The organism is Gordonia sp. SL306 (assembly GCF_026625785.1).
Classification (GTDB): Bacteria; Actinomycetota; Actinomycetes; order Mycobacteriales; family Mycobacteriaceae; genus Gordonia.
Genome location: NZ_CP113063.1, coordinates 5,313,958 through 5,339,526 on the forward strand (window position 1 = coordinate 5,313,958; position 25,569 = coordinate 5,339,526).

Here is a 25,569-nt window from a genome sequence, read left to right on the forward strand (position 1 = left end):
TTACGATCCGTGTTGTCGGGTTGTCGTGCTCGGTCGACCTCATCCGAGAATGCCTTTCGCAGTTCACGGCACCCTCGCGTCCCGCGACGGTCAGTTCTCGCGCGTCCCGCGACGGTCAGTTCTCGGTGACGGCGCGGTAACCGTCGGCGTCCAGGGTCTCCGCCAGTGCCGAGTCGAGCGTTGCCTCGTCGGCGAGGGTGATCTCGACGAGCCAGCCGGACCCGTACGGATCGGAGTTCACCAGTTCAGGGGTGGTCTCCAACTCGGTGTTCACGGCCGACACCGTCCCGTCGAGCGGCCCGTAGATGTCCGACACACTCTTGGTGGACTCCACCTCCGCGAACGACTCGCCCTTCTCGACGGCATCGTCGGCACCGGGCAACTGGACGAACACCACATCCCCGAGCGCATCCTGCGCGAAGTCGGTGATACCGACCCGCACCGTCGTGGGCCCGGTCCGCTCCACCCATTCGTGCTCGGCCGTGTAGCGCAGGGACGGCGGCACATTGGTCTCGCTCACTGTCGCACCTTTCTTGTCGGAGGCGGCAAAAACTTCGAACTACTTCAAACGGAGGACATTAGGTCATCGGCGGCCACCGTGTGGGTCCGGCCGCCGGATACGGCGGCTGTCACCTGACGCGGGGCATCCGGCGGACGACCAGCACCGTCTGATACGCGTACAGCAGGAACGACCACAGGTACAGGCCGACGCCCCAGATCATGAACGCCCAGCCGATGGGATAACAGATCGTCCCGACGACCGAATCCAACTGCCCGGCCAGCAACCAGGGGAACGCACTCATCAGCGCAAAGGTGGCCGCCTTCCCGATGTAGAGCACCGGCAGCGCGACGAGCCCGCGCGACCGCAGCAACGGCGCCGTGGCGAACAGCGCGACGTCACGTGCGATGACGACGCCGATCAGCCACCAGGGCAGGAACTCGCGCAGGCCGAACGCGATCGGGATGATCACGATGTAGAGCCGATCGGCGGCCGGATCGAGTAGTGCCCCGATCCGCGACGACTGGTTGAGCCACCGGGCGAGCTTGCCGTCGGCCCAATCGGAGAACCCCGAGAACATCAGGACGGCGAACGCCCATCCGTCGGCCTTCTCGAACAGCAACAACCACACGAACACCGGGATCAGCGCCAACCTCAGCACGCTGAGCGCGTTCGGTAGGGTCACCACCCGGTCCGACCCGTCGGACAGTTCGTCCGGCGGGTCCACCGGGTCGCGCTCTGCCGGCACCTCCGAGCGCCCGCCGGAGGTCACCGGAAGATGCCGATGATGCCCTGGAGGGCTTTCGCGCCGCCCGACGAGAACAGATTGTCGTGGACCATGTAGGTCCAGGTGGTGGTCGAGCGGTGCAGATCCGCGGTTCCGAGGTCGACGCCCTCGTTGGTGATCGTCGCCTCCCGGAACGTCTTGCGGGCGTTCTCGACCGCCTCGCCCGGCAGCGTCGAGAACTCGTCGAGGATCAGCTTGTGGAACTCGTCGAGGGGGCTCTCCTTGCCCAATGACCGGAGATGGATGCTCGCCCGCACGTCGGACACGAACGCGAGATGGTCGGCCCACGCCCGGTCGAGGTGAAAGAGCATGATCTCACGCGCCACCTGGGTGAGGACCTCTTTCTCGACCGGTTCGGTGACCGGAGCGGGTGTCGTGGCGTCGTCTGTCTCCGAGGCAGCAGAATCGCCTGCTTCGGTTGCTTCGGTGGCCTCCGGGTCGGCTTTCGCGTCGCCTGCGTCGGCCGTTTCCGTCACCGCCGCGGTTCCGGTCAGCTCCGCGTACCGCGCGGGTTCTTCGGCAGCCAGTTCGTCGAGGGCCACATCACTGGTCAGGAGCTCCATCCGACGCTTGACGACGATGTCGCGCTGCTGGTTCACCAGCGTGTTGTAGCGCCATGTGTTGGCATGCAGTTCCAGCATCACGCCCTCGGCGATGCGCTGCGCCTGCTCGATCAGATCGATGCCCTTGGCGCCCATCGAGCCGTCCTCGGCCTGCGACACCGGATCACGCTTGAATGCGAGATTCTTGGTGACCACCGGATCCTCGAGGCTGGAGAAGAACACCGAGCGACCCGGATCGCCCTGGCGGCCGGCGCGGCCGCGCAACTGGTTGTCGAGACGCTCGGTGTCGTGTCGTCCGGTGCCGACCACACAGAGACCGCCAAGCGCCACGACATCGTCTCGAGCCGACTCGTCGTCGCCGGACCCGCCGAGGCGGATGTCGGTACCGCGCCCGGCCATCTGCGTCGAGACCGTCACCGCGTCGCGGGCGCCGGCCTCGGCGATGATCTTCGCCTCCTCGGCGTCGTTCTTGGCGTTCAGCACCACCGGCGAGACCCCGGCCTTGTCGAGGAAGTACGCGAGCTCCTCGGATTCCGCGACGTCGTGGGTGCCGATGAGAATCGGCTGCCCGGTCTCGTGCACCTCTTTGACATACGCGACGACCGCCTCGACCTTGTTGGCCTTGGAGTCGTAGACACGGTCGGCCTCGTCGATCCGGATGTTCGGGGTGTTCGGCGGGATCTGTGACACCAGCAGGTCGTAGAACTGACGGAACTGTTCACCCGCGGCGAGCGCCGTGCCGGTCATGCCGCAGACCCGGGGATACCTGCCGATGAGGGCCTGCACGGTCATCGTGTCGATCACCTCACCCGAATCCGTCTGGCTGAGGCCCTCCTTGATCTCGACCGCGGCCTGGACACCGTCCGGCCACCGCTGCAACTGGGCCACGCGCCCACGCGAGGCGTTGATCAGATGCACGCCGCCGTCCCGGACGATGTAGTGGATGTCGCGCTCGAGCAGGTACTGCGCGTGCATCGCCACATTGACGTGGACGAGGGTGCTGCCGACATGGTCCTCGTCGTACAGGTTGATTCCGCCGAGTTCTTCCTCGACGAACGCCGCACCCTCGTCGGTGAGGGTGACGTTGCGCCCCTCGGTGTCGACCTCGTAGTGCTTGTTCTTCATCCGGGCCACCACGTCGTGGATCGCCTGATCGGGCGCCTCGGCCTCGGTGGAACCGGCGAGCACCAGAGGCACCAGCGCCTCGTCGACGAGCACCGAGTCGGCCTCGTCGATGATCGCGACGTCGGGAGTCGGCGACACCAGATCGCCATCGGACAGCGCCAGCTGATCGCGCAGCACGTCGAAGCCGATCTCGTTCACGGACCCATAGGTGATATCGGCGGCATACGCGGCCTTGCGCTCGTCCCGGTCCGAGTTCTCCGACACCGCCTTCGCCACGATGCCGAAGGCTGTGAACAGTGGTCCCATCCACTCCGCGTCGCGGGTGGCGAGATAGTCGTTCACCGAGATCACGTGGACGTGGTGCCCTTGCAGGACGTGTCCGATCGCTCCGATCGCACCTGCCAGGGTCTTGCCCTCACCGGTGGCCATCTCGACGATGTCGCCCTCGAGCAGACGAAGCGCACCCTGCAACTGGACGTCGAAGGGGCGCATGCCGAGGGTCCGGTCCGCGGCTTCGCGGGCGAGCGCCAGGAAGCGCGCGCGGTCGTCGGAATTCGCGCCGATTTCGAGCTTCTCCGCCTCGGCGGCGAACGCGTCGTCGTCGAGTCCGTCCGCCCACGCCGTGTGTGCGTCCGCATCCTTGATCAACGACACGGACTTCGACTGATTGCGTGACGACTGGGAGCCCAGGAGTCGCCACATGCTGTTCGTCAGCTTTCCCACCGAAACACTTCTCCTGACTCGCGCCTGTCGGGCATGCATGTGTACTGGTCGTGGCACCAATTCTCGCAGCACCGACGTCAGACTCCGGTCGTGCCGAAACGACCACGATGCCCCGAGGTCGCCGTCCACGGTACGCGTCGCCGATCGCGCCACCGTGGTGAACCACCTGCGGTGCGCGACGAGGGTCCCACGATCATCGGCACATCCCCTCGAGTCGCGTTCCGCCGGTCCCGTCACTCGGCTAGGTTTGGATGACGGACCCCGTCCCAGGAGAAGTGGCCATGAATCCGATCGATCATCCCACCCCACGACGCGGACCGAACCCCGGAATCGGCGGTTCGGCGCGACCACGTCCGATTCGTGCCCGCCGGGCCGTGATGCTGCTGCTCACCAGCGTGCTGCTGATGTCGATGCTGTCCGCGTTCGGGATCGCCGCCGCGTCGGCTGCACCCGCACCCGCACCGATGCCCCGCCCGCTCCCCCAGACTCTGCCCGGCATGCTCGTCGGCAAGTCGTACTCATCGGTCGCGGTCCTCGGCGGCGTCATCCCGGGTGGCGGCCCGATGACCGTGCATTTCGAACGCCCGGATCGGATATCACTCGGCGCCGGGTGCAACCGACACCTGGGAACCGCGACCATATCGAGTGACCAGGTGCGGATCCACACCCTCGTGTCGACCCGAATGGCCTGCCCCGGACCACGCGCGGGAGCCGATCAGTGGCTCGAGACGTTCACCTCGGTGCCGCTGACCTGGCGAGCGTTCGGTCCGGCGCTCGTCCTCTCGAGCCCACGGCAGACGGTGGCGCTCGTCGAACAATCCGCTCTCCCCCGCTGAGCCGCCCCCACGCTGATTCCTTCCTCCCTGCTCACCCTCCTTCCCTCAACGCCGCCGACACACGAAGGTGCTCATGCCATCGACCCCTCCCGCCGTGGTGACCGTCACCGGCGCCGCGGGAAACATCGGTTACGCCGCCCTGTTCCGGATCGCCGCGGGAGCCATGCTCGGACACCATCAACCGGTTCGGCTCCGATTGCTCGAGCTACCTCCGTCGTTGCCTGCCGCGGTCGGTACCGCGATGGAACTCGACGACGGCGCCTTCGAGTTGCTGACGTCGGTGGACATCTTCGACGATGCGCGGGCGGCCTTCGACGGCGCCGACCACGCGCTCTTGATCGGCGCCCGCCCGCGCGGCAAGGGTATGGAACGCGCCGACCTCCTCGCGGCCAACGCAGCGATCTTCGCCGAGCAGGGTGCGGTGCTGAACGACGTTGCCGCCGACGATCTCCGGGTCATCGTCGTGGGCAACCCGGCCAACACCAACACCGCGATCGCCTGCGCGCACGCACCGGACATTCCGTCCGAGCGGTTCAACGCCCTCACCCGCCTCGACCACAACCGTGCCATCGCCCAGCTCTCGCATCACACGGCATGCCCGGTTCGGGAGATCAGCCGGGTCTCGGTGTGGGGCAATCATTCGGCATCGCAGTATCCCGACATCTTCCACGCCCGCGTCGGTGATCGCAGCGGTGCCGAGATCGCCGAAGACCGCACCTGGCTCGTCGACGATTTCATCCCGACCGTGGCGAGACGGGGCACCGCGATCATCGACACCAGGGGCGCCTCGTCGGCGGCGTCGGCCGCCAACGCCGCCATCGACCATGTGCACGACTGGGTGTTCGGCACCCCCGAAGGCGACTGGACGTCGGCGGCGCTCCCCTCACCCGGCGTCTACGGCATACCGCCGGGACTCGTCTGTTCGTTTCCCGTCAGGTCGGTCGGCGGGCGCTGGGAGATCGTCGAAGGTCTCGAGATCAACGACTTCTCCCGGGCCCGCATCGACGCCTCGGCGGCCGAGCTCGCCGACGAGATCGCTGCAGTCGGAGATCTGTTACCCGCCTGACCGATTCACGACGCCCCGGACGCGCGCCGCCCCGCGAGTCGTTGATCTGCGGGGTGGCGCCACCGAACCACCGTTAAGCTCCATCCATGGCGAAGAAGGCGAAAGAACACGACCGTCCCGCGAAGATCCCCAACAAGGTCTACGAAGCCGAACTCTTCCGCCTGCAGACCGAGCTGGTCTCGCTCCAGGAATGGGTTCGGAGCACCGGCGCCCGCGTGGTGGTGGTCTTCGAGGGGCGCGACGCCGCGGGCAAGGGTGGCACCATCAAACGGATCACCGAGTACCTCAGCCCTCGGGTCAGCCGTGTGGCCGCATTGCCTGCGCCCACCGATCGCGAACGCGGACAGTGGTACTACCAGCGCTATGTGGCACAGCTGCCCGCGCCGGGCGAGATCGTCCTGTTCGACCGCTCGTGGTACAACCGCGCGGGCGTGGAGAAGGTGATGGGGTTCTGCACCCCGGCCGAACACACCCGATTCCTGCGCCAGACACCGATCTTCGAGCAGATGCTGATCGACGACGGGATCCTGTTGCGCAAGTACTGGTTCTCGGTCTCCGACGAGGAGCAGCTCAAGCGATTCCGCTCGCGTCTGAACGACCCTGTCCGCCAGTGGAAACTCAGTCCGATGGATCTCGAGGCGGTCTACCGCTGGGAGGACTACTCCCGGGCCAAGGACGAGATGATGGTGCACACCGACACCGCGCTGAGCCCCTGGTATGTCGTCGAGTCCGATGTCAAGAAGCACGCTCGCCTCAACATGATCTCGCACCTGCTGTCCACCATCGACTACGAGGACGTTCCTCTGCACAAGGTCGAACTCCCGAAGAAACCCATCGACTCCGGCAATTACCGCCGGCCACCGCGATCGCTGTCCAAGTACGTCCCCGACCACGTGGCAGCGCTGCTGGGCGGCGATCACTGACGCACTCAGGCCGCGCCGACGATCTCGGTGAGTAACATCCCCTGGGTGCAGATGCCCGGTCTTCCCTCGGCCCTCCGCGCTCGCTTCCGCATCGGAGCGGGCGACGAGGACGGTGACGACGAGATCATCTATCTCATCGCGCCGTCTGGACACCCGAATTACGGCGACGAGCTGATCGCGCTCGCCTGGTTGCAGTACCTGGCGCGGACACGCCCGCACGCACTGGTCGTGCTCGACTGCCACAGCCCGGGGCAGACCTCGTTGTTGCTGCGAGGTGTCCATCCGGGGGCGGTCTTCGTGGACACCCTGTGGCAGTTGGCCGAATACGCCGCCGACACCACGCGAACCGACGGCCCCGATCCCACGACACCCTGGACGTGGGTGGCCCAGGCCGCCACGACGTTCGGGCCGGCCCCCCGCCTCGCCGAAGGTGTGGACGTGTTCCGACGGGCGTCGTCGGTCCACCTCCTGGGCGGAGGTTACGTCAATCAGGTCTGGCCACACCATGTCTCGCTCGTCGCCGCCATCGCGGAACTCACCAGGATGACGGGGGTACCCGCGTACGCCACGGGGCAGGGGCTGATACCTCTGCTCGACGAGCCGGCGTGGTCGGTACTGACCGATGCCATCGGGGTGTTCACCGTGTTCGACGTCCGGGACGAGGCGTCGGCGCAAGCATTGTCGGGGATCGGGGCCCGGCGCCACACCGGCGACGATGCCTGGCTCGCCGTCGGCGAGGGCGACGGCATCGACACGGTCTCCGATGTCGACGGCACTGACAGTGTCTCCGACGTCGCCGGCGCGACACGCCGACCCCGCCACCCGGAGGGTGTGACGCTGTGTCTGCAATCCGATCTCACCGACGACTTCGTGGCGTTCGGGTCCACCGGTCTCGACGCACTGACCCGATTCATCCGTGCCACCCTCGACGCCTGGCAGGTCCCCGCCGAGGCGATCACCGTGGTCGAGGGCATTCCCGGAGGTGATCTGGAGGTACCGACGAGACTCGGCGACCGACTCGACGGCGCCACCACGGTGCCGTTCATCGACGTGTGGCGTAAAGGTCTGACGGTGGGGCGGGGCGATGCGTGGATCAGCACCAGATTCCACCCCCACCTGGTCGCGGCCGCCGCGGGCGACCCGGGCGTCGCGGTGGTCACACGCCCCGATTATTACGCGACCAAACACGAATCGCTGGTGGCCGTGGGCTCACGCTGGACCGTCGTCACCGGGGCCGAGACGATACCCGACCGCCCGACCGCAGGCGGCTTTCCCGAGGACGCCCGAGACCGCGCAGTCGCCTTGAAAAAAGCTCTGGCACAGAGGATCTATCCGCGTCGTGGTCGCCGGTCGGGAGATCTTCGCCCCCGTCGGTAGTATGGTCCGACAATGTGGATCGGTTTTGCGGAGTTCGATTACCTCCTCGGTGATGTGCACTCGCTCAAGCACAAGCGGTCCGTCGTGCGACCGATCGTCGCCGAGATCCGCAGGCGGTTCTCGGTGTCGGCAGCGGAGGTGGGGCATCTCGACGCCCACCGTCGTGCGGTGATCGGTGTGGCCGTGGTGGCGCCGGATCGCACGCACGTGATGGACGTCCTCGACGAGGTCGAACGCTGTGCCGCTGGCCGACCCGAGGTGGAGTTGTTGTCGGTCCGCCGGCGTGTCATCGCATCCACCGACGTGTGAGATCGCCCGTCAGCCGAGCAGGCCGGCTTCCCGGGCGGCACGCGCGTACGCCGTCGCCAGCGATTCGACCGTCTCGTGGGCGTTCAGTCCGCTCGGGTTGGGCACCACCCACACGGCCGCACCATCCCACGCCTGTGCCTGGCGCCCGGCGACCGCACGGCGCAGACCGAACGCCGACCGATACGCGGTGATTCCCGCGACCGCGACGACGGCAGGCGCCACCCTGCGCACGGTGGCACGCAGGCGCTCGCCACCGGCACGCAGCTCGTCAGCGGACAGCTCCGCGGCCGTCGCGGTCGCCCGTTCCACCACGTTTGTGATCCCGATACCGCTGCTGCACAGCAGGTCCCGGTCGTCGTCGGACATGCCGCGCGACGCATCGACAAGCCGGTCGACGATGCCCGCACGGTAGAGAGCCGGATAGAACCGGTTGCCCGGGCGGGCGAAGTGTGCCCCCACCGCCGCCGTCCACAGTCCCGGGTTGATGCCGACGAACAGCATCCGACAATCGTCGCCGATCAGATCCGGGACCGTGACCCCACGACAGGCGAGCAACTCCTCACGGGTGAATCCCATGTCGACCGCGGCCTCGCCGATCAGGATTCGGGCGCGGCCCGCGTGCCGGACACACAGAACTGGTTGCCGTCCGGGTCGGCGAGGGTCACCCACTCGAGGCCGGGCAACGCGCGATCGGCGATCTTCGTCGCGCCGGCGGCGATCAATCGATCCACCTCGGCGGTGAGGTCGTCGGTCGACATGTCGAGGTGGAGGCGATTCTTGCCCGGCGTGGGGTCATCGACCTTCTGGAACCCCAGCAGCGGCTTGCCGACGCCCATGGAGACCACGACGAAGAACCCCTCGTTCTCGGCATGGATCGAACCGCCGATCTGCTCGGACCACCAGTTCGCCAGCGGAACCGGATCGGTCGTGTCGACGGTGATCATTTCCAGGGAGACGGCCACGTCACCAGGCTAACCCGCACCCTGTCGATCCGGGGCGGCATGCCGTGATCCGGTTTAGACTCTCGCTGATGGCCCGGCTCACGTATTCGGTACTGGGCGGCCTCGGCGCGCAGATCGATTCCGAGACCGTCGAACTCGGCACGCGTAAGCAGCGGGCGGTGCTGGCGCAGCTCATTCTCGCCGACGGGGACCCGGTCAGCACGGATCGACTCATCGACGGCATCTGGGGTTCGGCGGCTCCCGACCGTGCGGAAGTCTCTGTGCAGGCCTATATCTCCGGGTTGCGCAAGGCCCTCGAGCCGGCCCGCAAGCCGCGCACCCCGTCGATGGTGCTGATTACCCGCGGACCGGGATATGCCCTCGTCGCCGACACCGATGATGTGGACATCCGACAACTCGTCGGCCGGATCGCGCACGCACACGACCTCCATCGCCGCGCCGAATCCGCGACCGCCGCAGAAGTCCTGCAGACGGCGCTCGCCCAGTACCGTCCGCTGCTACCGGAGTTCGAGGGGCTGCCCTTTCGCGATGATGCGGCGGCCCATCTCGACCGCACGATCGCGGAGGCACAGAAGTTCTCCTACGACGTCCGGCTCTCGCTCGGTGAGAACAGGTCACTCGTCACCGAACTCGAGCAGGCGGTCCTGCGCTCACCCCTCGACGAGGGTCTGTGGGTGCTGCTGGCCACCGCCCACTACCGGCTCGGCCGTCAATCCGATGCACTGGCGGCACTTGCCGATGCGCGCCGCATCCTCGCCGACGAGGTCGGTGTGGATCCCGGACCGCTGCTGCGAGCTCTCGAACGCGACATCCTCGATCACGCCCCGTCACTGAACCCACCCGCCACGGTCCCCCTGTCGGCCACGCCGCCGGCCCCCGACCACAGTGCCGCCCCGCGTGCCCGCGAGCACAATGGCGTGCAGGCCCAGCGGCGTGACACCGCACTTCCCGAAAGCCTGATCGGGCGGGTCGACGAACTGGCAGTACTCCATCGGGCGGTCCTCGGGTCGCTGCACGGTCCGGGCGGAATCGTCGTGGTGGAAGGCGAGCCGGGCGCAGGCAAGACCGCGCTGCTCGACGCCGCCGCCGGGCGGGCGGCCGCGGCCGCCGTCCTCACCGTGCTCTGGGGCCGCTGCATCGAAGATGCCGCGGCACCGTCCATGTGGCCGTGGGTCCAGGTACTCGGTGCCGTTCTGCCCGAACTCGACGACGCGCAGCGCGGGGAACTTCTCGACAGTGACCTCGGCCGAATGGTCACCCAGGGCGCGACCGTGATACCCCCGCCACGTGAGATGCCCGATGCAACAGCCAGATTCCGCTTCTACGATCAGGCCGCCGACCTGCTCGAGGGCGTTGCCCGATCGCACTTGTTGATCATCGTCCTCGACGACCTCCAATGGGCGGACAGCGCGTCGCTCGAACTCTTCGCCCACATGGCTGCCCGACGCGCGCCCGGAGTCACGTTCTTCGCGTCGGTACGCTCCGTACCGCGGCGGGCCGCGGTCACCAACGCGCTCGCCACACTCGCCCGACTCCCGGAGCACCGCAGGATCGAGGTCGGACCGTTGTCCGACGACGACATCTCGGAGATGGTGCGCCGAGAGACCCGGGAATGGCCGGCGGCCGGCACGGTGGCCTCCATCGCGGCACGGACCGGTGGCAACGCCTTCTTCGTGCGGGAACTGTCACGCATCCTCGCCGACCGCGGGACCATCGGCGACGGTGCGGTGCCCGCCGGGGTCCGAGACGTCGTCCGAGAACGCCTGCGGTCGTTGCCCGCGTCCACCACCGACCTCCTGGACGTGGCCGCCGTGATCGGTCGGCGGGTGGACATCACGCTTCTCGCCGCGGCCGCCGACCGGACCGTGGACATGACGCTCGAGGCTCTCGACCTGGCCGTCGTCGCAGGTGTGGTCGATGTCGACCCGGCCGATCCGTTCGTCGTCACCTTCGACCACGACCTGATCCGCGAGACGATCGTCGACGACATCCCGACCACCCGGGCCTACCGGCTCCACCTGTCGGTCGCCGACGAGCTCGAGACCGGCGGCCAGGCAGCCCGCCTCGCCGGCCATCTGTGGGCGGCCGGACCGCTGGCCGATCGCGTCCGGACTGCTCGAGCCCTGTTGGCGGCTGCTCGAATTGCACTGCGCAGCTTCAGTTTCGACACTGCAGAGCAACAGCTGGGCGACGCTGCGGGGCTCGCCCGGGCGGCTGGCGAGCACGATCTGGAACTCGACGCCATCACCACCCTGCTCGCCGCCGATGTCGCCCGCAACGGCTACTTCGCCGCAGATGCCGAACTCCTCCGGCGCGCACGCGAGCTCGGCGAGGCATCCGGAAACGCCGCACTGCTCACCCATCTCGACTATGCGCGCTTCGCCGCGCACTCACAGCTCGCCGACACCCGAAAGGCACGGCGAGTCGCCGACGAGCTGCACAGACGGGCCCGGCAGTCCGACGATCAGGTCGTCCGGCACCTCGGGATGCAGGCCGCGGGCATCGATCTGTTCGACCGCGGGAACATCGGCGACGCGTTTCGGATACTCGAGGCATACGCACCGATCGACACACGTGTCGACGGCCTGCAGAGCGACCAGATGATGATCGCGCGCGGCTTCCGCGCACTGTCCACGACGCTGCACGTCGACGCACGCGCAGGACGCATCGTGTTCGAGGAGATCGAGACCGTTCCCGACGAACCGACGACCTATCTCGGGACCGCGATCTTCGCGGTGACGGCTGCCGCCCTCGCAGGCGACGTGGACTGGGCGCGCGACGCCGGCGAACGACTGCTCTCCGCTCCGACCCACAGCGCGCTCGAGTATCTACGGCACGGCGGCGAGCGACTGTATTGGTGGTCGCGCGCCCTCGGCGATGATCCCGCAGACGCCCTCGACCGCATCGAACGGCTGGCGCCGACCGCGCGCGGGGAGCGTACCGGACTCGGGCTCTGGTTCGCCCTGCACGCAGAGGCACTCGTCGCAGCAGGCACGTTGAACCGCGTCCCGGCTCTTCTCGAGCAGGCCGAGAACTTCGCCCGAACCACCGGGGAGCGCTATCCGGACGCGCATCGGCTCCTGGTGTGCGCCGAGTATCAGCACGCCGCCGATCACCCGGCGGGCACGGTCCAGGACATGCTCTGTGAGGCACGCCGAGTCGCCACTGCTCAGGAGGCGACCGCCCTGGTCACCCGGATCGACGCCTTCGCCGCCGACCACGGCTACACGTCATCCCCTCGCTGAACCGGCACCCGAACAGCCCTGAAACGCCGCTGATCAGGAAATTACGGGATCTCGACCGAGATCCAAGTCGGTTCCAAGTGACCTTCAAGCGCCCGCGACGAGAGTTCTTCACATCCGGTACACCGGACCCGACCGCGCCGGCGACGCCGGCACACAGTGAGGAACCATCCATGACGATCCAGACCACCTCCCCGTCCCCGACCGGCGATTCGGGCCTGACCGTTCGCGCCCGTACCTCGGTGCTCGCCGACCTGGCCGACCGCATCTCCGGCGCCGTGCACGGCCCGGACGACGCCGGCTACGACGCGGCCCGCAGCGGTTTCAACCTGCTGTCGGATCATCGGCCCGCCGTGATCGCCGTGCCGTCCAACCGCTTCGACGTCGCCGAAGCGGTCCGATTCGCGGCCTCGGAGGGACTGCGCGTCGCGATCCAGGCGACCGGTCACGGCCCCGGACCGTCGGCCGACGGTGCATTGCTGATCAACACCTCCGAGATGGCCGATGTGAGCATCGATCCCATCGCACGAACCGCCACGGTCGGCGCCGGCGCCAAATGGGCCCCCGTGCTCGAGCAGGCACAGAGTCACGGCCTCGCTCCGCTTCTCGGGTCGACCACCGACGTCGGGGTGGTCGGCTACACCCTCGGAGGTGGCTTCGGCTGGCTCGGACGCAAGTACGGACTCGCCTCGGATGCCGTGCGATCGTTCGACCTGGTGACCCCCGACGGCAATCCCCTGCGGGTCAGCGCCACCAGCCATCCCGACATCTTCTGGGCCCTCAAGGGAGGTGGCGCAGGCAGCATCGGAGTGGTCACGGATGTGGTGATCGACCTGTTCCCGGTCACGACGGTCTACGCAGGCAATCTGTTCTACCCCGCCGAGGATGCCCCGGAAATCATGCGGAGATTCTCCGAGTGGGCCCCGGATCAGTCCGAGGATCTGACGTCGGCGGTGACGCTGATGAACTTCCCGCCTCTCGACATCGTGCCGGAACCCTTCCGCGGCAAGAGTTTCACGATGATCCGCGGTTGCTGGGCAGGCGACCTGGACATCGGCAGGAACCTGATCGACGAATGGCGGAACTGGAAGTCTCCCGATGTCGACATGTGGGGCGAGATGCCGTTCACTGCAGCGGACGCGATCAGCATGGACCCGACCGATCCGGTACCCGCGATGGTGACGACCGAATGGATGGACGAACTCACCGGCGAGGCCATCGACATCCTCGCGTCCCGGGTGCTCCCGAGCCCCGGTGCGATGCCGCTGATCCTGTTCGCCGAGATCCGCCACGCCGGTGGCGCCGTGTCACGTGGAGCGGCAGCCTCGCCGAACGACCGAGGACGCGACGGCACCTTCCTGCTGGAGGTCGCCTCGATCGTGCCCGACCCGCAGCTCGCGCTGGCCGTCGAATCCGCGTTGCGCCTCACCCGGGAGGCGTTGGCTCCGTTCGTGACCGGCGCGGCCTACCTGAACTTTCTGGAAGGCGACGAGAAGTCGGAACGTTCCGCGAGCGCGTTCAGCGAGGCGAATCGGCGCCGGCTGGCCGCGATCAAGGCAGCGCTCGACCCGGAGAATCGGTTCTGTCACGGTGTCTCCCTCGTCTGAGGGCGTGCAGTGTGGCTTGATGGAACCATGACCTCGGCTACCCCTCGGATCCCGGTGATCATCGTCGATGCGGCCAACGTCGTCGGATCGGTCCCCGATGGCTGGTGGCGTGACCGGCGTGGAGCAACCGAACGGCTGCGCGACCGGCTGTCGGGGCTCGCTGCCACCGGGATGCCCCAGGTCGACGGCCCGGTCGAGGTGGTGATGATCGTGGAAGGGCAGGCGCGGCAGGTGTCTTCGTCGGCCACGGTGACCACGATCCCGGCGTCGGGCTCCGGGGACGACCGCATCGTCGAGTTCGTCGCCGAGCACCCCGATCGGCGACGGATCGTGGTGACCGCCGATCGCGAGCTCCGCAGGCGGGTGCAAGCCCTCGGCGCGCAGGTGTTCGGCCCGTCTGCGCTCTCGACGGAAGGGACCCGCTAGGTCGCGGACCTCGGATCACGCGCCGCGGACGGGCTCGGGTCCTTTGCGGCGCGGCGTCGCCTCAGTCGGTCGAGCCCGGAGACGCGGACCCGTCCGGTGACCCGGATCTTGCCCGTCACCCTGAATGTGCCCATCTGCCACCGCCTCAATCCGGCATCGACCCTCGCCGACACCGATCACTGACCGCCCAGGGTACTCACGTCATGTGGCCGACACCCCCGAATTGCTCGGGTAGCATCGGGACCGAGGGGGCGCAGACGGGGGCCGAGAGAGAACGACCGACCATCGTCGAACTCCCTGCCGAAAGGACACGCCCATGGCAACAACCCTGGCGGACAACATCATCGAGTCGCTGAAGAACTCCGGGGTCAGCCGCGTGTACGGCATTCCGGGCGATTCGCTCAACGGTTTCACCGACGCCCTGCGCCGCGACGGCACCATTTCCTGGCAGCACGCGCGCCACGAGGAGGGCGCGGCCTTCGCGGCCGCCGCCGACGCAGCCCTGACCGGCGATCTGGCGGTCTGTGCGGGTAGTTGCGGCCCCGGCAATCTCCATCTCATCAACGGGTTGTTCGACGCCCACCGCAGTCGGGTGCCGGTGCTCGCGATCGCGGCACACATCCCGGCACCCGAGATCGGCAGCACGTATTTTCAGGAGACCCATCCGGAGCGGCTGTTCGTCGAGTGCAGCGCATTCTGTGAGATGGTCAGCACTCCTGAGCAGTTGCCGCGCCTGCTCGACATCGCGATGCGAACCGCCGTCGAGACCAGCGACGTCGCCGTGCTGGTGATCCCGGGCGAGATCTTCTTGGCGAAAGGCGCGAATCGCCGTGCCGGAGCGCCGATCCGCCGGGTCGACCGGGTCGTCGCGCCCACCGACGACGGGTTGACCGCTGCCGCAGGCATTCTCAACATGGCGCAAGCCGTGACCATCCTCGCCGGAGCGGGCGTCGCCGGGGCGCACGACGAGGTGGTCGAGCTCGCGGGGGCGTTGCAGGCGCCGGTCGTCCACGCACTACGCGGTAAGGAGTTCGTCGAATACGACAATCCGTACGACGTCGGGATGACCGGATTGCTGGGCTTCTCCTCGGGCTATCGGGCCATCGAGAAATGTGACGCCCTGCTGATGCTGGGGACCGATTTCCCTTACCAGCAGTTCTATCCGTCCAAGGCCACCATCATCCAGGTCGACATCCGGGGCGAGCAGATCGGTCGGCGTACCCCGGTCGACCTCGGCCTGGTGGGCAGTGTCGCCGACACCATCCCCCGGCTGGCGCCGTTGATCGACCGCAACCGTGGTTCCGACCACCTCCGATCCGCGCGCCGGCACTATGTGAAGGCTCGCGAGAGCCTCGACGAACTCGCCGACAACGACCGCAACCGGCAGCCGATCCATCCTCAGTACCTGGCCCGGCTGATCAGTGACCTGGCGAGCGACGACGCGGTCTTCATCCCCGACGTCGGGTCACCGGTGGTGTGGGCCGCGCGATACCTGAGGATGAATGGGCGACGCCGACTCATCGGGTCGTTCTCGCACGGCAGCATGGCCAATGCGGTGTCGCAGGCCGTCGGCGCGCAGTCGGCGTACCCGGGGCGTCAGGTCATCGCGCTCGCCGGCGACGGCGGGCTCACGATGTTGCTCGGTGAGTTGCTGACGATCACGCAGAACAAGCTTCCCGTGAAGATCGTGGTGTTCAACAACTCGTCACTCAACTTCGTCGAGGTGGAGATGAAGGCGGCCGGTTTCGTGAACTACGGGACACAGCTCGACAATCCGAACTTCGCCGAACTCGCCTCCGCGGTGGGCATCTTCGGACGCCGGGTCGAGCAACCGGACGATCTGCCCGGCACGGTCCGAGCCTTCCTCGAGCACGACGGGCCTGCCCTGTTGGATGTCGTGACCGCCCGGCAGGAACTCTCGATCCCGCCGACGGTGACCGCCGCGCAGGCCAAGGGATTCACCCTCTACGCCTTGCGCACCGTCATGTCCGGTCGCGGCGATGAACTCGTCGACCTGGCGGAGACCAACCTGTTCCGGCGACTGTTCGACTGAGAACTGCCGACCGCGGGGGTCAGCGGTAGGTTTGGACGAGCGGGCAGGTGAACGGGTCACGCTCACCGAGACCGGCCTGGTTCAGATAGCGGATGACGATCGCGTAGGAACCCACGAGCGACGTCTCCGTATAGGTCACCCCGTGACGCGCGCAGTGGGCGCGAACCAGCGGCTGCACCTTGGCCAGGTTCGGCCGCGGCATACTCGGGAACAGATGGTGCTCGATCTGGTAGTTGAGGCCGCCCATCATGAAATCGGTGAATCGGCCACCCCGGATGTTGCGCGACATCAGCACCTGGCGCCGCAGGAAGTCCACCCGCATGTCCTTGGGTACCAACGGCATCCCTTTGTGATTGGGCGCGAAGGAGCCGCCGAGCAGTAAGCCGAACAGGGCCAGGTGGACGATGATGAACGCGGCGGCGATCGGCAACGGCATCAGCACCAGCGGCAGGACCAACCCGAACAACAGCCGGCCAACGATCAGGGCGAGTTCCAGCACGCGATGCGCCACCGGCGCGCGCCCGATCAGCCCCTGGATGCTGGAGATGTGCAGAGCGACACCCTCGAGTGTCACCAGCGGGAAGAAGAGCCATCCCTGGTGCCGCGTGAACCAGCCGCTGATGCCGGTGCGGTCCTCCGCGTCGGCAGGCACGAACACGATCGGTCCGGGTGCGATGTCGGGATCGACACCGATCTGGTTGGGCGCCTTGTGATGTCGGTTGTGCTTGGCCCGCCACCAGTGCAGCGACAACCCGGCGAACGCACCCGCGACGATCCGGGCGGTCCACTCGTTGGCCGACGCCGATGCGAACATCTGGCGATGTGCTCCGTCGTGACCGAGGAAGCCGAACTGCGTGCTGATCACGGCCAGCGCCGCTGCGAGCGCCAGCTGCCACCACGAATCCCCGATCATCACGACGCCCGCCCAGACCGCGACGAAGGCGGCGATCGTGGCGGCGATCCGGATGACGTAATAGGTGCGCCGACGTTCGAGGAGTCCGGTGTCACGAACCTCGGCCACCAGATCGGAGTACGAACTGACAAATCGGTTACGGGCAAGGGTGGAACCGTTCGAGTTCGACACGATGCGCCTCGTTGCTTTCTGCTCGGAGCCTTGGCGCCACGGAGGGTCGGTCCGTGAAGGGGCGCGCACGAGAGTCATGACCAGCTAAAAGCAATGCATCACGTCGGCACCCACAAGTGTGCCAGACGACCGGACCCCACGTCGTCCGCGATCGCCGGACTCGTCATGAGCGCGTGATGCGACGATGGTGCCATGAGCGCTTCCGTCGAGGTCGATGTCGATGCCTATCTTCGACGTATCGGGTATTCCGGTGACCGGACTCCCTCACTTCCGAACCTGGCGGGTCTGGTGGCAGCCCACGTTCGTCGGATCCCGTTCGAGAACCTCGATCCGCTGACCGGAACCGCAGTCGAACGACTCGACGCCGAAAGCCTTCAGGACAAACTCGTCCGACGGCGCCGGGGCGGGTTCTGTTATGAGCACAACGGCCTGTTCCGGCACGTTCTCGACGCCCTCGGCTATCGGGTCGATCCGCTCGCGGGGCGCGTCGTGTGGATGAAGGAGCCCGGTCCGCTACCCGCGGAGACTCATCAGCTCCTCGCCGTCGAGATCCCCGGCGACCCACAGCCGTATCTCGTGGATGTCGGGTTCGGAGGCCAGACACCAACCGCCCCCTTGCGGTTCACGATGGACGAACCGCAGAACACCGATCTCGAGCCGTTCCGTATCAGCGCCGGACCCGACGACCGGTTCCGCACGATGGAATCGATGGTCGGTGGACGTTGGCACCCTCTGTATCTGTTCGGTCCGCGCCCCCGGCCCGAGATCGACAGCGTGGTCGGCAGCTGGTTCGCGTCCACGCACCCGGGCTCGCACTTCCGCACCGGATTGTCCGCGTGCATGATCGTCGACGACGCGCGGTGGAATCTTCGTGGTCGCGATCTCGCGATCCACCGGCCGGACGGTTCGGGCGAGAAACGCGCGCTCGCAACGACCCACGATGTGCTCGACCTGCTCGTCGACACCTTCGGTATCGACATCAGCGGGATCGCCGGCCTCGAGGCCCGTATCGGAGCCGTGCTCGACAGGTGACGAGCGTCGTCGCGCCTCACCCTGCGCGGGAGAACTCCGACGCCCGCGCGACCTGCTCCCGAGTGATCGTGACCCCGGTGTAGCGCTCGAACTGCCGCGCGGCCTGGAGGGCGATGACCTCCGCCCCGCTGATGACCCGCTTACCCTCGTCCCTGGCCGTTCGGATCAGGGGCGTGTCCGCGGGGAAAGCGACGACGTCGAACACCACGTCGGCCGCCTCGATCCGGTCCCGGGCGAACGACAGCGCGTCCTCGTCCGCGCCGTGCATGCCCAGCGGCGTCACGTTCACCAGCACGGACGTTTCCGACGGGGGTTCGTCCGCGGTGTATGCGTACCCGTACTTCTCCGCCAGCGCCGTGCCGGCGACTGCGTTGCGAGCGATCACCGTGACATCGTCGAATCCGGCCCCCCGAAACGCTGCCACCACCGCCTTGGCCATGCCGCCCGAGCCGCGGACGGCCACTGTCGCACCCGGGTCGAGGCCGTGTTCGGCGACGAGCGTCGCGACCGCCTCGTAGTCGGTGTTCGAGGCGGTGAGCGTGCCGCCGTCGTTGACGATGGTGTTGACCGATTCGATCGCCGACGCGGATTCCTCCAGCACGTCGACGAGCGGGATGACGGCCTCTTTGAACGGCATCGACACCGAGCAGCCGCGGATGCCGAGGGCACGCACGCCCCGGACGGCACCCTCGATGTCGTCAGTGCTGAACGCCTTGTAGATGTAGTTGAGGCCCAGTTCGTCGTAGAGGTGGTTGTGAAATCGCGTGCCGATGTTCGACGGGCGGCCTGCGAGTGAGATGCACACCGTCATGTCCTTGTTCAGGATGGGCATGAACTCACAGTAATCCGGCGCTAGGCTCTCGCCCATGACCGAGATGCAGAGTCGGCACCTGTCCGTCGTCATACCGGCTTCGGCAGCAGACGTCTATGCCTTCGCGGCAGATCCGGAGAATCTCCCCACCTGGGCGGCGGGCCTGGCCGCAGGCGTCCGTCGCGACGGCGATGCGCTGGTCGCCGAATCTCCGATGGGCGAGGTGATCGTGCGGTTCGCCCCGCCGAATCCGTACGGGATCCTCGATCACGACGTGACCCTGCCCGACGGCATGGTCGTCGCCAACCCGTTACGGGTCATCGGTCATCCGGATGGCTCCGAGGTGGTCTTCACGGTCCGGCAACGCGACCTGACCGACGACGAGTTCGCAGCCGACTGCGCAGCAGTGGAGCGCGATCTGGTCGCCCTCCGCGCGGCAGTGACCGGCAAAGCCTGATCCCCGGCCGCCTCCGCGAGGCGATACGCGATCGTGACCGGCTCGTGCCGTGATCCCGAGTCACATACGTCACAATTACCTCATCAGTCACATTGGTGACATCCATCTTTTCTGGAGGTAAACGTGCGGCGACGCCTCACGCAGGGTGCTCGGATCGCCCTCGTCGGAGCCCTGGCCGCCTCGGCATCGATTCTGGCGATGACCCATGGCGCAGGCACCGCCGACGCGGCCCCGTGCGGCAACGGTGGCTTCGGATCGAGTCTTCTCGGCAACGGTTCGCTGGGTTCGAGCGGTTCGCTGGGCTCCAGCGGTTCCCTCGGGTCGAGCGGGTCATCGGGGAGTTCGGATATTCCGAACATCGGTCCGCAAGGCCCCCTCATCCCGTTCATCGGATCCAGCACCCGAACCATCGGGTGGGTGACCGGACCACTCAGCAGCAACCGCACGTTCAGTCGTTTCGGGATCAGCGGCACCGACCTCGGCATCAGCTGGGACAACGGGCGTGGACAGACACTGATGGCTTTCGGCGACACGTTCGGGAACTGCAACGTCTCCGGCCAGCAATGGCGTCACAATGTACTCCTTCGCACCGACGACAATCAGCTCACCGATGGCATACGCGTCCCTGACGGCGTGGCCGGGAATGCGTCCTCGGGGTCGGTCATCGCGCCAGGGCAGCCGAACTTCGCGCAGCAACTCATCCCGGCGCTCGGTATCAGCAACGTCGAGGTCACCACCATCCCGACCGCCGCGATCGCGCTACCGCGCGGCGGTGGGTTCCGCCAGTACATCAACTACATGTCGGTGCGCTCGTGGGGAACCGCCGGAAACTGGGTCACCAACTTCTCCGCGGTCGCCTATTCCGACGACAACGGGCAGACCTGGACCACCGATCAGAGCACCATCCTGATCAACGCACCAGTCTCGCTCGCACTGCCCGGAGACCTCGCCCCGGTCGAGTACAACAACGGCAAGTTCCAGCAGGGCGCGTACGTCCGCGGTCGGCCGGACTCGACCGACGAGAAGGGCTACATCTATCAGTTCGGCACACCAAACGGCAGATTCGGCGCCGCCTTCCTCGCCAGGTTCGCACCCGAGGACATCCTCGCCCTCGACCGTTATCAGTACTGGGCCGGCGCCACCCGCGGGTGGGTCGACGACATCGCCCAGATCCCCGACGACGGATCGGCGATCGTCGTGCCCGCTCCCGTGACGGAGCTCTCGGTGGCCTGGAGCCCGTACCTGAAGAAGTACGTGATGCTCGACGGCCAGAACGACATCCGTCTCCGTACCGCCGACCATCCCCAGGGCCCGTGGAGCACACCCCGCACCATCGTCCCCTCGGGCGCCGTGGTGCTGTACGGCCCGATGATGCTGCCCGACTCCCCTGCGCTACAGGGAAATTCCCCAGACCTGTACTTCAACGCATCGCGCTGGAGCGACTACAACGTGATGCTCCTGAAGACAAACCTCAGCCGGGTGCCCGGGGCGCGCCCCTGAAGCAGCTACTCGGCTAGCGACCGAATCCGGCATCGCGCAACGCCTGCGCCATCGACCCGCTGGGCCGATCACGCTGTGCGCGACCGGAGTTGTCGCGGCGACCGTTCTTCTGTGCCCGGTTCTCGCGCCGCCCGCCCTGCTCTCCTTCGCGCCGGCCCCCCTGCTGTCCGCCGCGGTCGGGCTTGCGATCACCACCGCCTGCCTTCGCCTGCTTGGCACGGCCACTCCCGCGAGCCTCGTCGTCGAGCCGCAGACTCAGACCGATACGTTGGCGATCCACGTCGACCTCGATGACCTTGACCCGCACCACCTGCCCGGAGCGGACCACCTCGTGCGGATCCGACACGAACCGATCAGACATCGCGGAGACATGGACCAAACCGTCCTGATGGACACCGACGTCGACAAAGGCGCCGAACGCCGCGACGTTGGTGACCACACCTTCGAGCACCATCCCCGGTTCGAGGTGTGCGACCTTCTCCACACCCGCGGCGAACGTCGCGGTGGCGAACGCGGGACGTGGATCACGCCCCGGCTTCTCGAGTTCGGCGAGAATGTCCGTCACGGTCGGGAGACCGAAGCGCTCGTCGGCGAAATCGGCCGGGCGCAGACCGCGTAGCGCACGCTCGTCGCCGATGAGTTCGGCGATCGCGAGGCCGGAGCGATCCAGAATGCGCCTGACCACCGGGTACGACTCGGGGTGCACACCCGTTGAGTCCAGCGGGTCGTCGCCGTCGCGGATCCGAAGGAATCCGGCACATTGTTCGAATGCCTTGGGCCCCAGGCGCGACACGTCGAGCAGTCCGCCCCGGCTACGGAACGGGCCGACGCTGTCGCGGTGCGCGACGATCGCCGTGGCCAGCGTGGGGGTCACCCCCGACACCCGCGACAGCAGTGGCACCGACGCCGTGTTCAGGTCGACACCCACCGCGTTCACGGCGTCTTCCACCACGGCGTCGAGACTGCGAGCAAGAGTGCCCGGGGTGACGTCGTGCTGATACTGCCCGACACCGATCGACTTGGGATCGATCTTCACCAATTCCGCGAGCGGGTCCTGCAGGCGACGCGCGATGGACACCGCGCCGCGCAGCGACACGTCGAGCTGGGGCAGCTCGTGCGACGCGTACTCCGACGCCGAGTACACCGACGCACCGGCCTCGCTGACGATCGCCTTGGCCGGCGCCTGCGCGCCCGCCTTCCGGATGTCGTCGATCAGTTCGGTTGCCAGCGCGTCGGTTTCACGCGAGGCGGTGCCGTTGCCGATCGCCACCAGTTCCACGCCGTGCCGCGCGACGAGAGCGGCGAGCGTGGCCTTGGCCTGGTCCCACTGCTTCTGTGGCTGATGCGGATAGATGGCACAGGTGTCGAGAACCTTCCCGGTGGCGTCGACCACCGCTACCTTGACCCCCGTGCGGAAGCCCGGATCCAGACCGAGCGTCGGCCGGGTACCCGCGGGCGCGGCCAGCAGGAGATCCTTCAGATTCGTCGCGAACACCGTCACGGCGTCGGCCTCGGCGCGCTGGCGCAGCCGGACCCGTGCCTCGATGGACGCGGACACCATCAGCTTGGTCCGCCACGCCCACCGAGCGGTGCCCACCAGCCACGGCGTCGCCGGACCCGGATTCGACGCGTCGATACCCAGCGTCGCCGCGACCATCGCCTGGTAGCCGTCATCCTCGCCACCGTCGAGCGTCAGCGTCAGCGCGTCTTCTTTCTCGCCACGCAGGACCGCGAGGACCCGATGCGAGGGCATCGAGTCCAGCGGCTCGGCGAAATCGAAGTAGTCCCGGAACTTCTGGGCCCCGGGCGATGTCGCGGCGGTCTCGGACCGCGCGGCGGTGCGCATCGAGCCGTCGGCCCAGAACCGCTCGCGGATCGCGCCGACCAGTTCGGCGTCTTCGGATGCGCGCTCGACGAGGATCTGGCGGGCACCGTCGAGCGCGGCGGTCGCGTCGGCGACGCCCTCGCCCACGAACTCCGCCGCCGCATCGTCGGGGACCGTCGACGGATCCGCCAGCAGTCGATCGGCGAGTGGCTCGAGGCCCGCTTCGCGCGCGATCTGCGCCTTCGTCCGTCGTTTCGGCTTGTACGGGAGGTAGATGTCCTCCACCCGGGCCTTGGTCTCGGCGACCAACAACGCGGATCGGAGTTCGTCGGTGAGCTTGCCCTGTTCGTCGATCGACGCGAGCACGGCGTCTCGTCGTTCGTCGAGTTCGCGCAGATACCGCAGACGCTCGTCGAGCGTCCGAAGCTGGGCGTCGTCGAGGCTGCCGGTGACCTCCTTGCGATAACGGGCGATGAACGGCACGGTCGAGCCGTCGTCGAGCAGCCGCACCGCGGCGGCGACCTGCCCCTCCCCGACCGACAACTCCTCGGCGAGGCGTGTGTTCACGGACTTCACAGCTGAGCTCGATTTCACTCGCAGGACCCTACCGAAGTCGTCGGACAACGACCCGCAGGCTCCACCGGCGTGAGTCGAGTCGGCCGCAGATGGGACAAACCGCCCGCCGGCAGGGGCGATCGGGCGATAATCGGTCTGCCGTTGCGACCACCCGGAGGTCAGACAGATGAACGACGCCGACGTTCTCATCGCAGGCGCGGGACCGATCGGTCTGACGGCCGCGATCGAGTTGCGCAGACGCGGGGTGCGGGTTCGCATCGTCGACCCACTGCTGGAACCACCGCAGTACGCGAAGGCCGTGGGAGTCCAGGCCCGCACTCTCGAGGTGTTCGAGGGCATGGGCGTGCTGCGGGAGATCCTCGACGCGGGCACCGAGATGCGTGGACAGATCGTCTTCGTCAACGGCACCGAGGTGATGCGTGTCGACCTGGTGCTGCCCGAGGACGTCCCGTTCCGGTTCCACTCGATTCCGCAGTACGAGACCGAGCGGGTGCTACGGGAACGGCTGACCGCCCTGGACACCCGGATCGAACGCGGCGTTCGCCTCTCCGGTTTCACGCAGGATCCCGACGGTGTCACGGCGACGCTGACCGGCCCCGGCGGCGACGAGACCACCCGGGTCTCCTTTCTCATCGGAGCAGACGGGGCGCACAGCATCGTGCGCAAGACCCTCGGTCTCGCGTTCGAGGGCGCGGCTTTCGACGAGCAGTACATGCTGGGCGATGTGGCGGTGGACTGGTCGCAGCCGCGCGGATACGGCGTCCGTTCCATGCACCAGACCGATGGCGTCACCGACGACCTACTCGTCTGTATCCCTCTCCCGGGCCGCGGACGGTATCGCATGTCGATGTTGGTGCCCGACGAATTGTCGACCGGCCCCTCGTCGTCGGCAGACGGTGTGGCGCACGGGTTCGAGGGCACCCGTACGCCGGAGTTGTCGCACATCCAGGCCGTCGTCGACCGCCTCTCCCCCGAACCCGCGACGGTCTCCGACCTCCGATGGTCCTCGGTCTTCCGGATCAGCCACCGGATCGTCGATGCCTACTCCCGGGGGCGGGTGTTCGTCGCAGGCGATGCCGCACACATCCACCCACCAACCGGCGCCCAGGGGATGAACACCGGAATCCAGGACGCCCACAACCTCGCCTGGAAGCTAGCGCTGGCGATCGACGGTGCCGCGGCCGACGGCCTGATCGACAGCTATGACGCCGAACGCCGGCCGATCGGCGAGGAAGTGGTCGGCCGGACCGTCCGCAGCGCACGTGAGGGTATCGGCGCCGATTCTTCGGACCCGAGTTACGTCATGCGTCGTGAGGCGCAGTTGCTGCTGAGCTATGCGGGCAGTCCGATCGTCGCGGTCGCGCCTGCCGATGCCACCGGGCCGCAACCCGGCGAACGCGCCCCGGATGCGGCGGGGCTCGCCCGGGAGGTGGTCAACTTCCCGATCCGCCTCTACTCGCTCCTCGGCCGACTCGACCACACGGCGATCCTGTACGCGGGAGACACCGCCGGTCCGGCCGACGTCGCGATGTTCGAGACGCTGGCCGCCGACGCCACCGGCGCGACCCGCGGGCACCTCGATGTGTACCTCGTGGCCTCTCCCGAGGCCCAGGTGGCCAGTACGGAACTACCTCTCATCCGGGACGTCGACGGACGGTTCGCCGCGGCCTACCGGCCCGACGGTGACACGGTGTTCATCGTCCGCCCCGACGGATACCTCGGCTATCGCGGTCCGGTGGGTGACGGCACGTCGATGACCGAGCACCTCGGTCTCACGTTCCGTTGA

22 protein-coding genes are annotated in these 25,569 nt (G+C 67.5%); 13 read left to right on the plus strand and 9 right to left on the minus strand.

What is annotated here, in order from left to right:
• Positions 1-115: 115 nt before the first annotated feature.
• The 3 genes from gcvH to secA2 form a co-directional block, all read right to left on the minus strand.
• Complete coding sequence (gene gcvH / locus OVA31_RS24445) at positions 116-520, minus strand: glycine cleavage system protein GcvH (RefSeq protein WP_267629093.1); 405 nt, start codon at positions 518-520, stop codon at positions 116-118.
• Positions 521-629: 109 nt separating this feature from the next.
• The gene (locus tag OVA31_RS24450; protein ID WP_164309950.1) at positions 630-1,226 is read right to left on the minus strand and encodes a CDP-alcohol phosphatidyltransferase family protein; all 597 of its coding nucleotides are present in this window, start codon (positions 1,224-1,226) and stop codon (positions 630-632) included.
• 41 nt (positions 1,227-1,267) lie between these two features.
• Positions 1,268-3,697 carry an accessory Sec system translocase SecA2 gene (gene secA2 / locus OVA31_RS24455; protein ID WP_267629094.1) on the minus strand — a complete coding sequence of 810 codons (2,430 nt, stop codon included), beginning with the start codon at positions 3,695-3,697 and terminating at the stop codon, positions 1,268-1,270.
• A gap of 281 nt (positions 3,698-3,978) precedes the next feature.
• Here secA2 and OVA31_RS24460 point away from each other — a divergent pair, with 281 nt between their 5' ends.
• The 5 genes from OVA31_RS24460 (at position 3,979) to OVA31_RS24480 (ending at position 8,208) form a co-directional block, all read left to right on the plus strand.
• Positions 3,979-4,533: an META domain-containing protein gene (locus OVA31_RS24460; RefSeq protein WP_267629095.1), complete on the plus strand. Its 555-nt coding sequence runs from the start codon at positions 3,979-3,981 to the stop codon at positions 4,531-4,533.
• A 73-nt stretch (positions 4,534-4,606) separates the two neighbouring features.
• A complete protein-coding gene (locus tag OVA31_RS24465) occupies positions 4,607-5,599 on the plus strand; it encodes a malate dehydrogenase (RefSeq protein WP_267629096.1) in 993 nt (330 codons plus the stop codon).
• Between the two features lie 86 nt (positions 5,600-5,685).
• Complete coding sequence (gene ppk2, locus OVA31_RS24470; RefSeq protein WP_267629097.1) at positions 5,686-6,522, plus strand: polyphosphate kinase 2; 837 nt, start codon at positions 5,686-5,688, stop codon at positions 6,520-6,522.
• A 51-nt stretch (positions 6,523-6,573) separates the two neighbouring features.
• Positions 6,574-7,899, plus strand: a complete 1,326-nt coding sequence (locus tag OVA31_RS24475; protein WP_420714235.1) for a polysaccharide pyruvyl transferase family protein — start codon at positions 6,574-6,576, stop codon at positions 7,897-7,899.
• 12 nt (positions 7,900-7,911) lie between these two features.
• Entirely contained in the window at positions 7,912-8,208 is a 297-nt protein-coding gene (locus OVA31_RS24480) for a DUF503 domain-containing protein (RefSeq protein WP_267629099.1), read from the plus strand.
• A gap of 9 nt (positions 8,209-8,217) precedes the next feature.
• Here OVA31_RS24480 and OVA31_RS24485 read toward each other — a convergent pair whose 3' ends face one another.
• Together OVA31_RS24485 and OVA31_RS24490 are read right to left on the minus strand one after the other, a co-directional pair.
• The gene (locus OVA31_RS24485; protein ID WP_267629100.1) at positions 8,218-8,784 is read right to left on the minus strand and encodes a mismatch-specific DNA-glycosylase; all 567 of its coding nucleotides are present in this window, start codon (positions 8,782-8,784) and stop codon (positions 8,218-8,220) included.
• 20 nt (positions 8,785-8,804) lie between these two features.
• Positions 8,805-9,170 carry a VOC family protein gene (locus OVA31_RS24490; protein ID WP_267629101.1) on the minus strand — a complete coding sequence of 122 codons (366 nt, stop codon included), beginning with the start codon at positions 9,168-9,170 and terminating at the stop codon, positions 8,805-8,807.
• A gap of 68 nt (positions 9,171-9,238) precedes the next feature.
• Here OVA31_RS24490 and OVA31_RS24495 point away from each other — a divergent pair, with 68 nt between their 5' ends.
• The 3 genes from OVA31_RS24495 (at position 9,239) to OVA31_RS24505 (ending at position 14,445) form a co-directional block, all read left to right on the plus strand.
• Entirely contained in the window at positions 9,239-12,415 is a 3,177-nt protein-coding gene (locus OVA31_RS24495; protein WP_267629102.1) for a BTAD domain-containing putative transcriptional regulator, read from the plus strand.
• Between the two features lie 170 nt (positions 12,416-12,585).
• On the plus strand, positions 12,586-14,019 hold the full coding sequence (locus OVA31_RS24500) for an FAD-binding oxidoreductase (RefSeq protein ID WP_267629103.1): 1,434 nt from the start codon (positions 12,586-12,588) through the stop codon (positions 14,017-14,019).
• A gap of 27 nt (positions 14,020-14,046) precedes the next feature.
• On the plus strand, positions 14,047-14,445 hold the full coding sequence (locus OVA31_RS24505; protein WP_267629104.1) for a hypothetical protein: 399 nt from the start codon (positions 14,047-14,049) through the stop codon (positions 14,443-14,445).
• Here the strand turns inward: OVA31_RS24505 and OVA31_RS24510 are convergent.
• Positions 14,442-14,579, minus strand: a complete 138-nt coding sequence (locus tag OVA31_RS24510) for a hypothetical protein (RefSeq protein WP_267629105.1) — start codon at positions 14,577-14,579, stop codon at positions 14,442-14,444. The two genes, OVA31_RS24505 and OVA31_RS24510, sit on opposite strands and share 4 nt — an antisense overlap.
• 182 nt (positions 14,580-14,761) lie before the next feature.
• On the opposite strand from OVA31_RS24510, the gene poxB reads away from it, so the two are divergent.
• Positions 14,762-16,498 (plus strand): ubiquinone-dependent pyruvate dehydrogenase, encoded by a 1,737-nt coding sequence (poxB, locus tag OVA31_RS24515; RefSeq protein ID WP_267629106.1) that lies wholly within the window; start codon positions 14,762-14,764, stop codon positions 16,496-16,498.
• A 19-nt stretch (positions 16,499-16,517) separates the two neighbouring features.
• On the opposite strand, the gene OVA31_RS24520 is transcribed toward poxB, so the two are convergent.
• On the minus strand, positions 16,518-17,582 hold the full coding sequence (locus OVA31_RS24520; RefSeq protein WP_267629107.1) for a fatty acid desaturase family protein: 1,065 nt from the start codon (positions 17,580-17,582) through the stop codon (positions 16,518-16,520).
• Between the two features lie 192 nt (positions 17,583-17,774).
• Between OVA31_RS24520 and OVA31_RS24525 the strand changes: the two genes are divergently transcribed.
• Entirely contained in the window at positions 17,775-18,614 is an 840-nt protein-coding gene (locus OVA31_RS24525) for an arylamine N-acetyltransferase family protein (protein WP_267629108.1), read from the plus strand.
• Between the two features lie 16 nt (positions 18,615-18,630).
• On the opposite strand, the gene OVA31_RS24530 is transcribed toward OVA31_RS24525, so the two are convergent.
• On the minus strand, positions 18,631-19,446 hold the full coding sequence (locus tag OVA31_RS24530; RefSeq protein ID WP_267629109.1) for a shikimate 5-dehydrogenase: 816 nt from the start codon (positions 19,444-19,446) through the stop codon (positions 18,631-18,633).
• A gap of 34 nt (positions 19,447-19,480) precedes the next feature.
• Here OVA31_RS24530 and OVA31_RS24535 point away from each other — a divergent pair, with 34 nt between their 5' ends.
• On the plus strand, positions 19,481-19,882 hold the full coding sequence (locus OVA31_RS24535; RefSeq protein WP_267629110.1) for an SRPBCC family protein: 402 nt from the start codon (positions 19,481-19,483) through the stop codon (positions 19,880-19,882).
• A 123-nt stretch (positions 19,883-20,005) separates the two neighbouring features.
• The gene (locus OVA31_RS24540; RefSeq protein ID WP_267629111.1) at positions 20,006-21,382 is read left to right on the plus strand and encodes a DUF4185 domain-containing protein; all 1,377 of its coding nucleotides are present in this window, start codon (positions 20,006-20,008) and stop codon (positions 21,380-21,382) included.
• A gap of 13 nt (positions 21,383-21,395) precedes the next feature.
• Here OVA31_RS24540 and OVA31_RS24545 read toward each other — a convergent pair whose 3' ends face one another.
• Positions 21,396-23,783, minus strand: coding sequence for a Tex family protein (locus tag OVA31_RS24545; RefSeq protein ID WP_267631702.1), 2,388 nt, complete (start codon positions 23,781-23,783; stop codon positions 21,396-21,398).
• 166 nt (positions 23,784-23,949) lie between these two features.
• Here OVA31_RS24545 and OVA31_RS24550 point away from each other — a divergent pair, with 166 nt between their 5' ends.
• Positions 23,950-25,569: an FAD-dependent monooxygenase gene (locus OVA31_RS24550; protein WP_267629112.1), complete on the plus strand. Its 1,620-nt coding sequence runs from the start codon at positions 23,950-23,952 to the stop codon at positions 25,567-25,569.

What these genes read in the sequence shown, in the direction of transcription:
- OVA31_RS24505 (WP_267629104.1), top strand. Translation starts at nt 14,047, where the DNA reads ATGACCTCGGCTACCCCTCGGATCCCGGTGATCATCGTCGATGCGGCC.
- OVA31_RS24500 (WP_267629103.1), top strand. Translation starts at nt 12,586, where the DNA reads ATGACGATCCAGACCACCTCCCCGTCCCCGACCGGCGATTCGGGCCTG.
- OVA31_RS24550 (WP_267629112.1), top strand. Translation starts at nt 23,950, where the DNA reads ATGAACGACGCCGACGTTCTCATCGCAGGCGCGGGACCGATCGGTCTG.
- OVA31_RS24530 (WP_267629109.1), bottom strand. Translation starts at nt 19,446, where the DNA reads ATGCCCATCCTGAACAAGGACATGACGGTGTGCATCTCACTCGCAGGC.
- OVA31_RS24485 (WP_267629100.1), bottom strand. Translation starts at nt 8,784, where the DNA reads ATGGGATTCACCCGTGAGGAGTTGCTCGCCTGTCGTGGGGTCACGGTC.
- ppk2 (WP_267629097.1), top strand. Translation starts at nt 5,686, where the DNA reads ATGGCGAAGAAGGCGAAAGAACACGACCGTCCCGCGAAGATCCCCAAC.
- OVA31_RS24480 (WP_267629099.1), top strand. Translation starts at nt 7,912, where the DNA reads ATGTGGATCGGTTTTGCGGAGTTCGATTACCTCCTCGGTGATGTGCAC.
- OVA31_RS24495 (WP_267629102.1), top strand. Translation starts at nt 9,239, where the DNA reads ATGGCCCGGCTCACGTATTCGGTACTGGGCGGCCTCGGCGCGCAGATC.
- OVA31_RS24460 (WP_267629095.1), top strand. Translation starts at nt 3,979, where the DNA reads ATGAATCCGATCGATCATCCCACCCCACGACGCGGACCGAACCCCGGA.
- OVA31_RS24525 (WP_267629108.1), top strand. Translation starts at nt 17,775, where the DNA reads ATGAGCGCTTCCGTCGAGGTCGATGTCGATGCCTATCTTCGACGTATC.
- OVA31_RS24510 (WP_267629105.1), bottom strand. Translation starts at nt 14,579, where the DNA reads ATGGGCACATTCAGGGTGACGGGCAAGATCCGGGTCACCGGACGGGTC.
- poxB (WP_267629106.1), top strand. Translation starts at nt 14,762, where the DNA reads ATGGCAACAACCCTGGCGGACAACATCATCGAGTCGCTGAAGAACTCC.
- OVA31_RS24535 (WP_267629110.1), top strand. Translation starts at nt 19,481, where the DNA reads ATGACCGAGATGCAGAGTCGGCACCTGTCCGTCGTCATACCGGCTTCG.
- OVA31_RS24465 (WP_267629096.1), top strand. Translation starts at nt 4,607, where the DNA reads ATGCCATCGACCCCTCCCGCCGTGGTGACCGTCACCGGCGCCGCGGGA.
- OVA31_RS24475 (WP_420714235.1), top strand. Translation starts at nt 6,574, where the DNA reads ATGCCCGGTCTTCCCTCGGCCCTCCGCGCTCGCTTCCGCATCGGAGCG.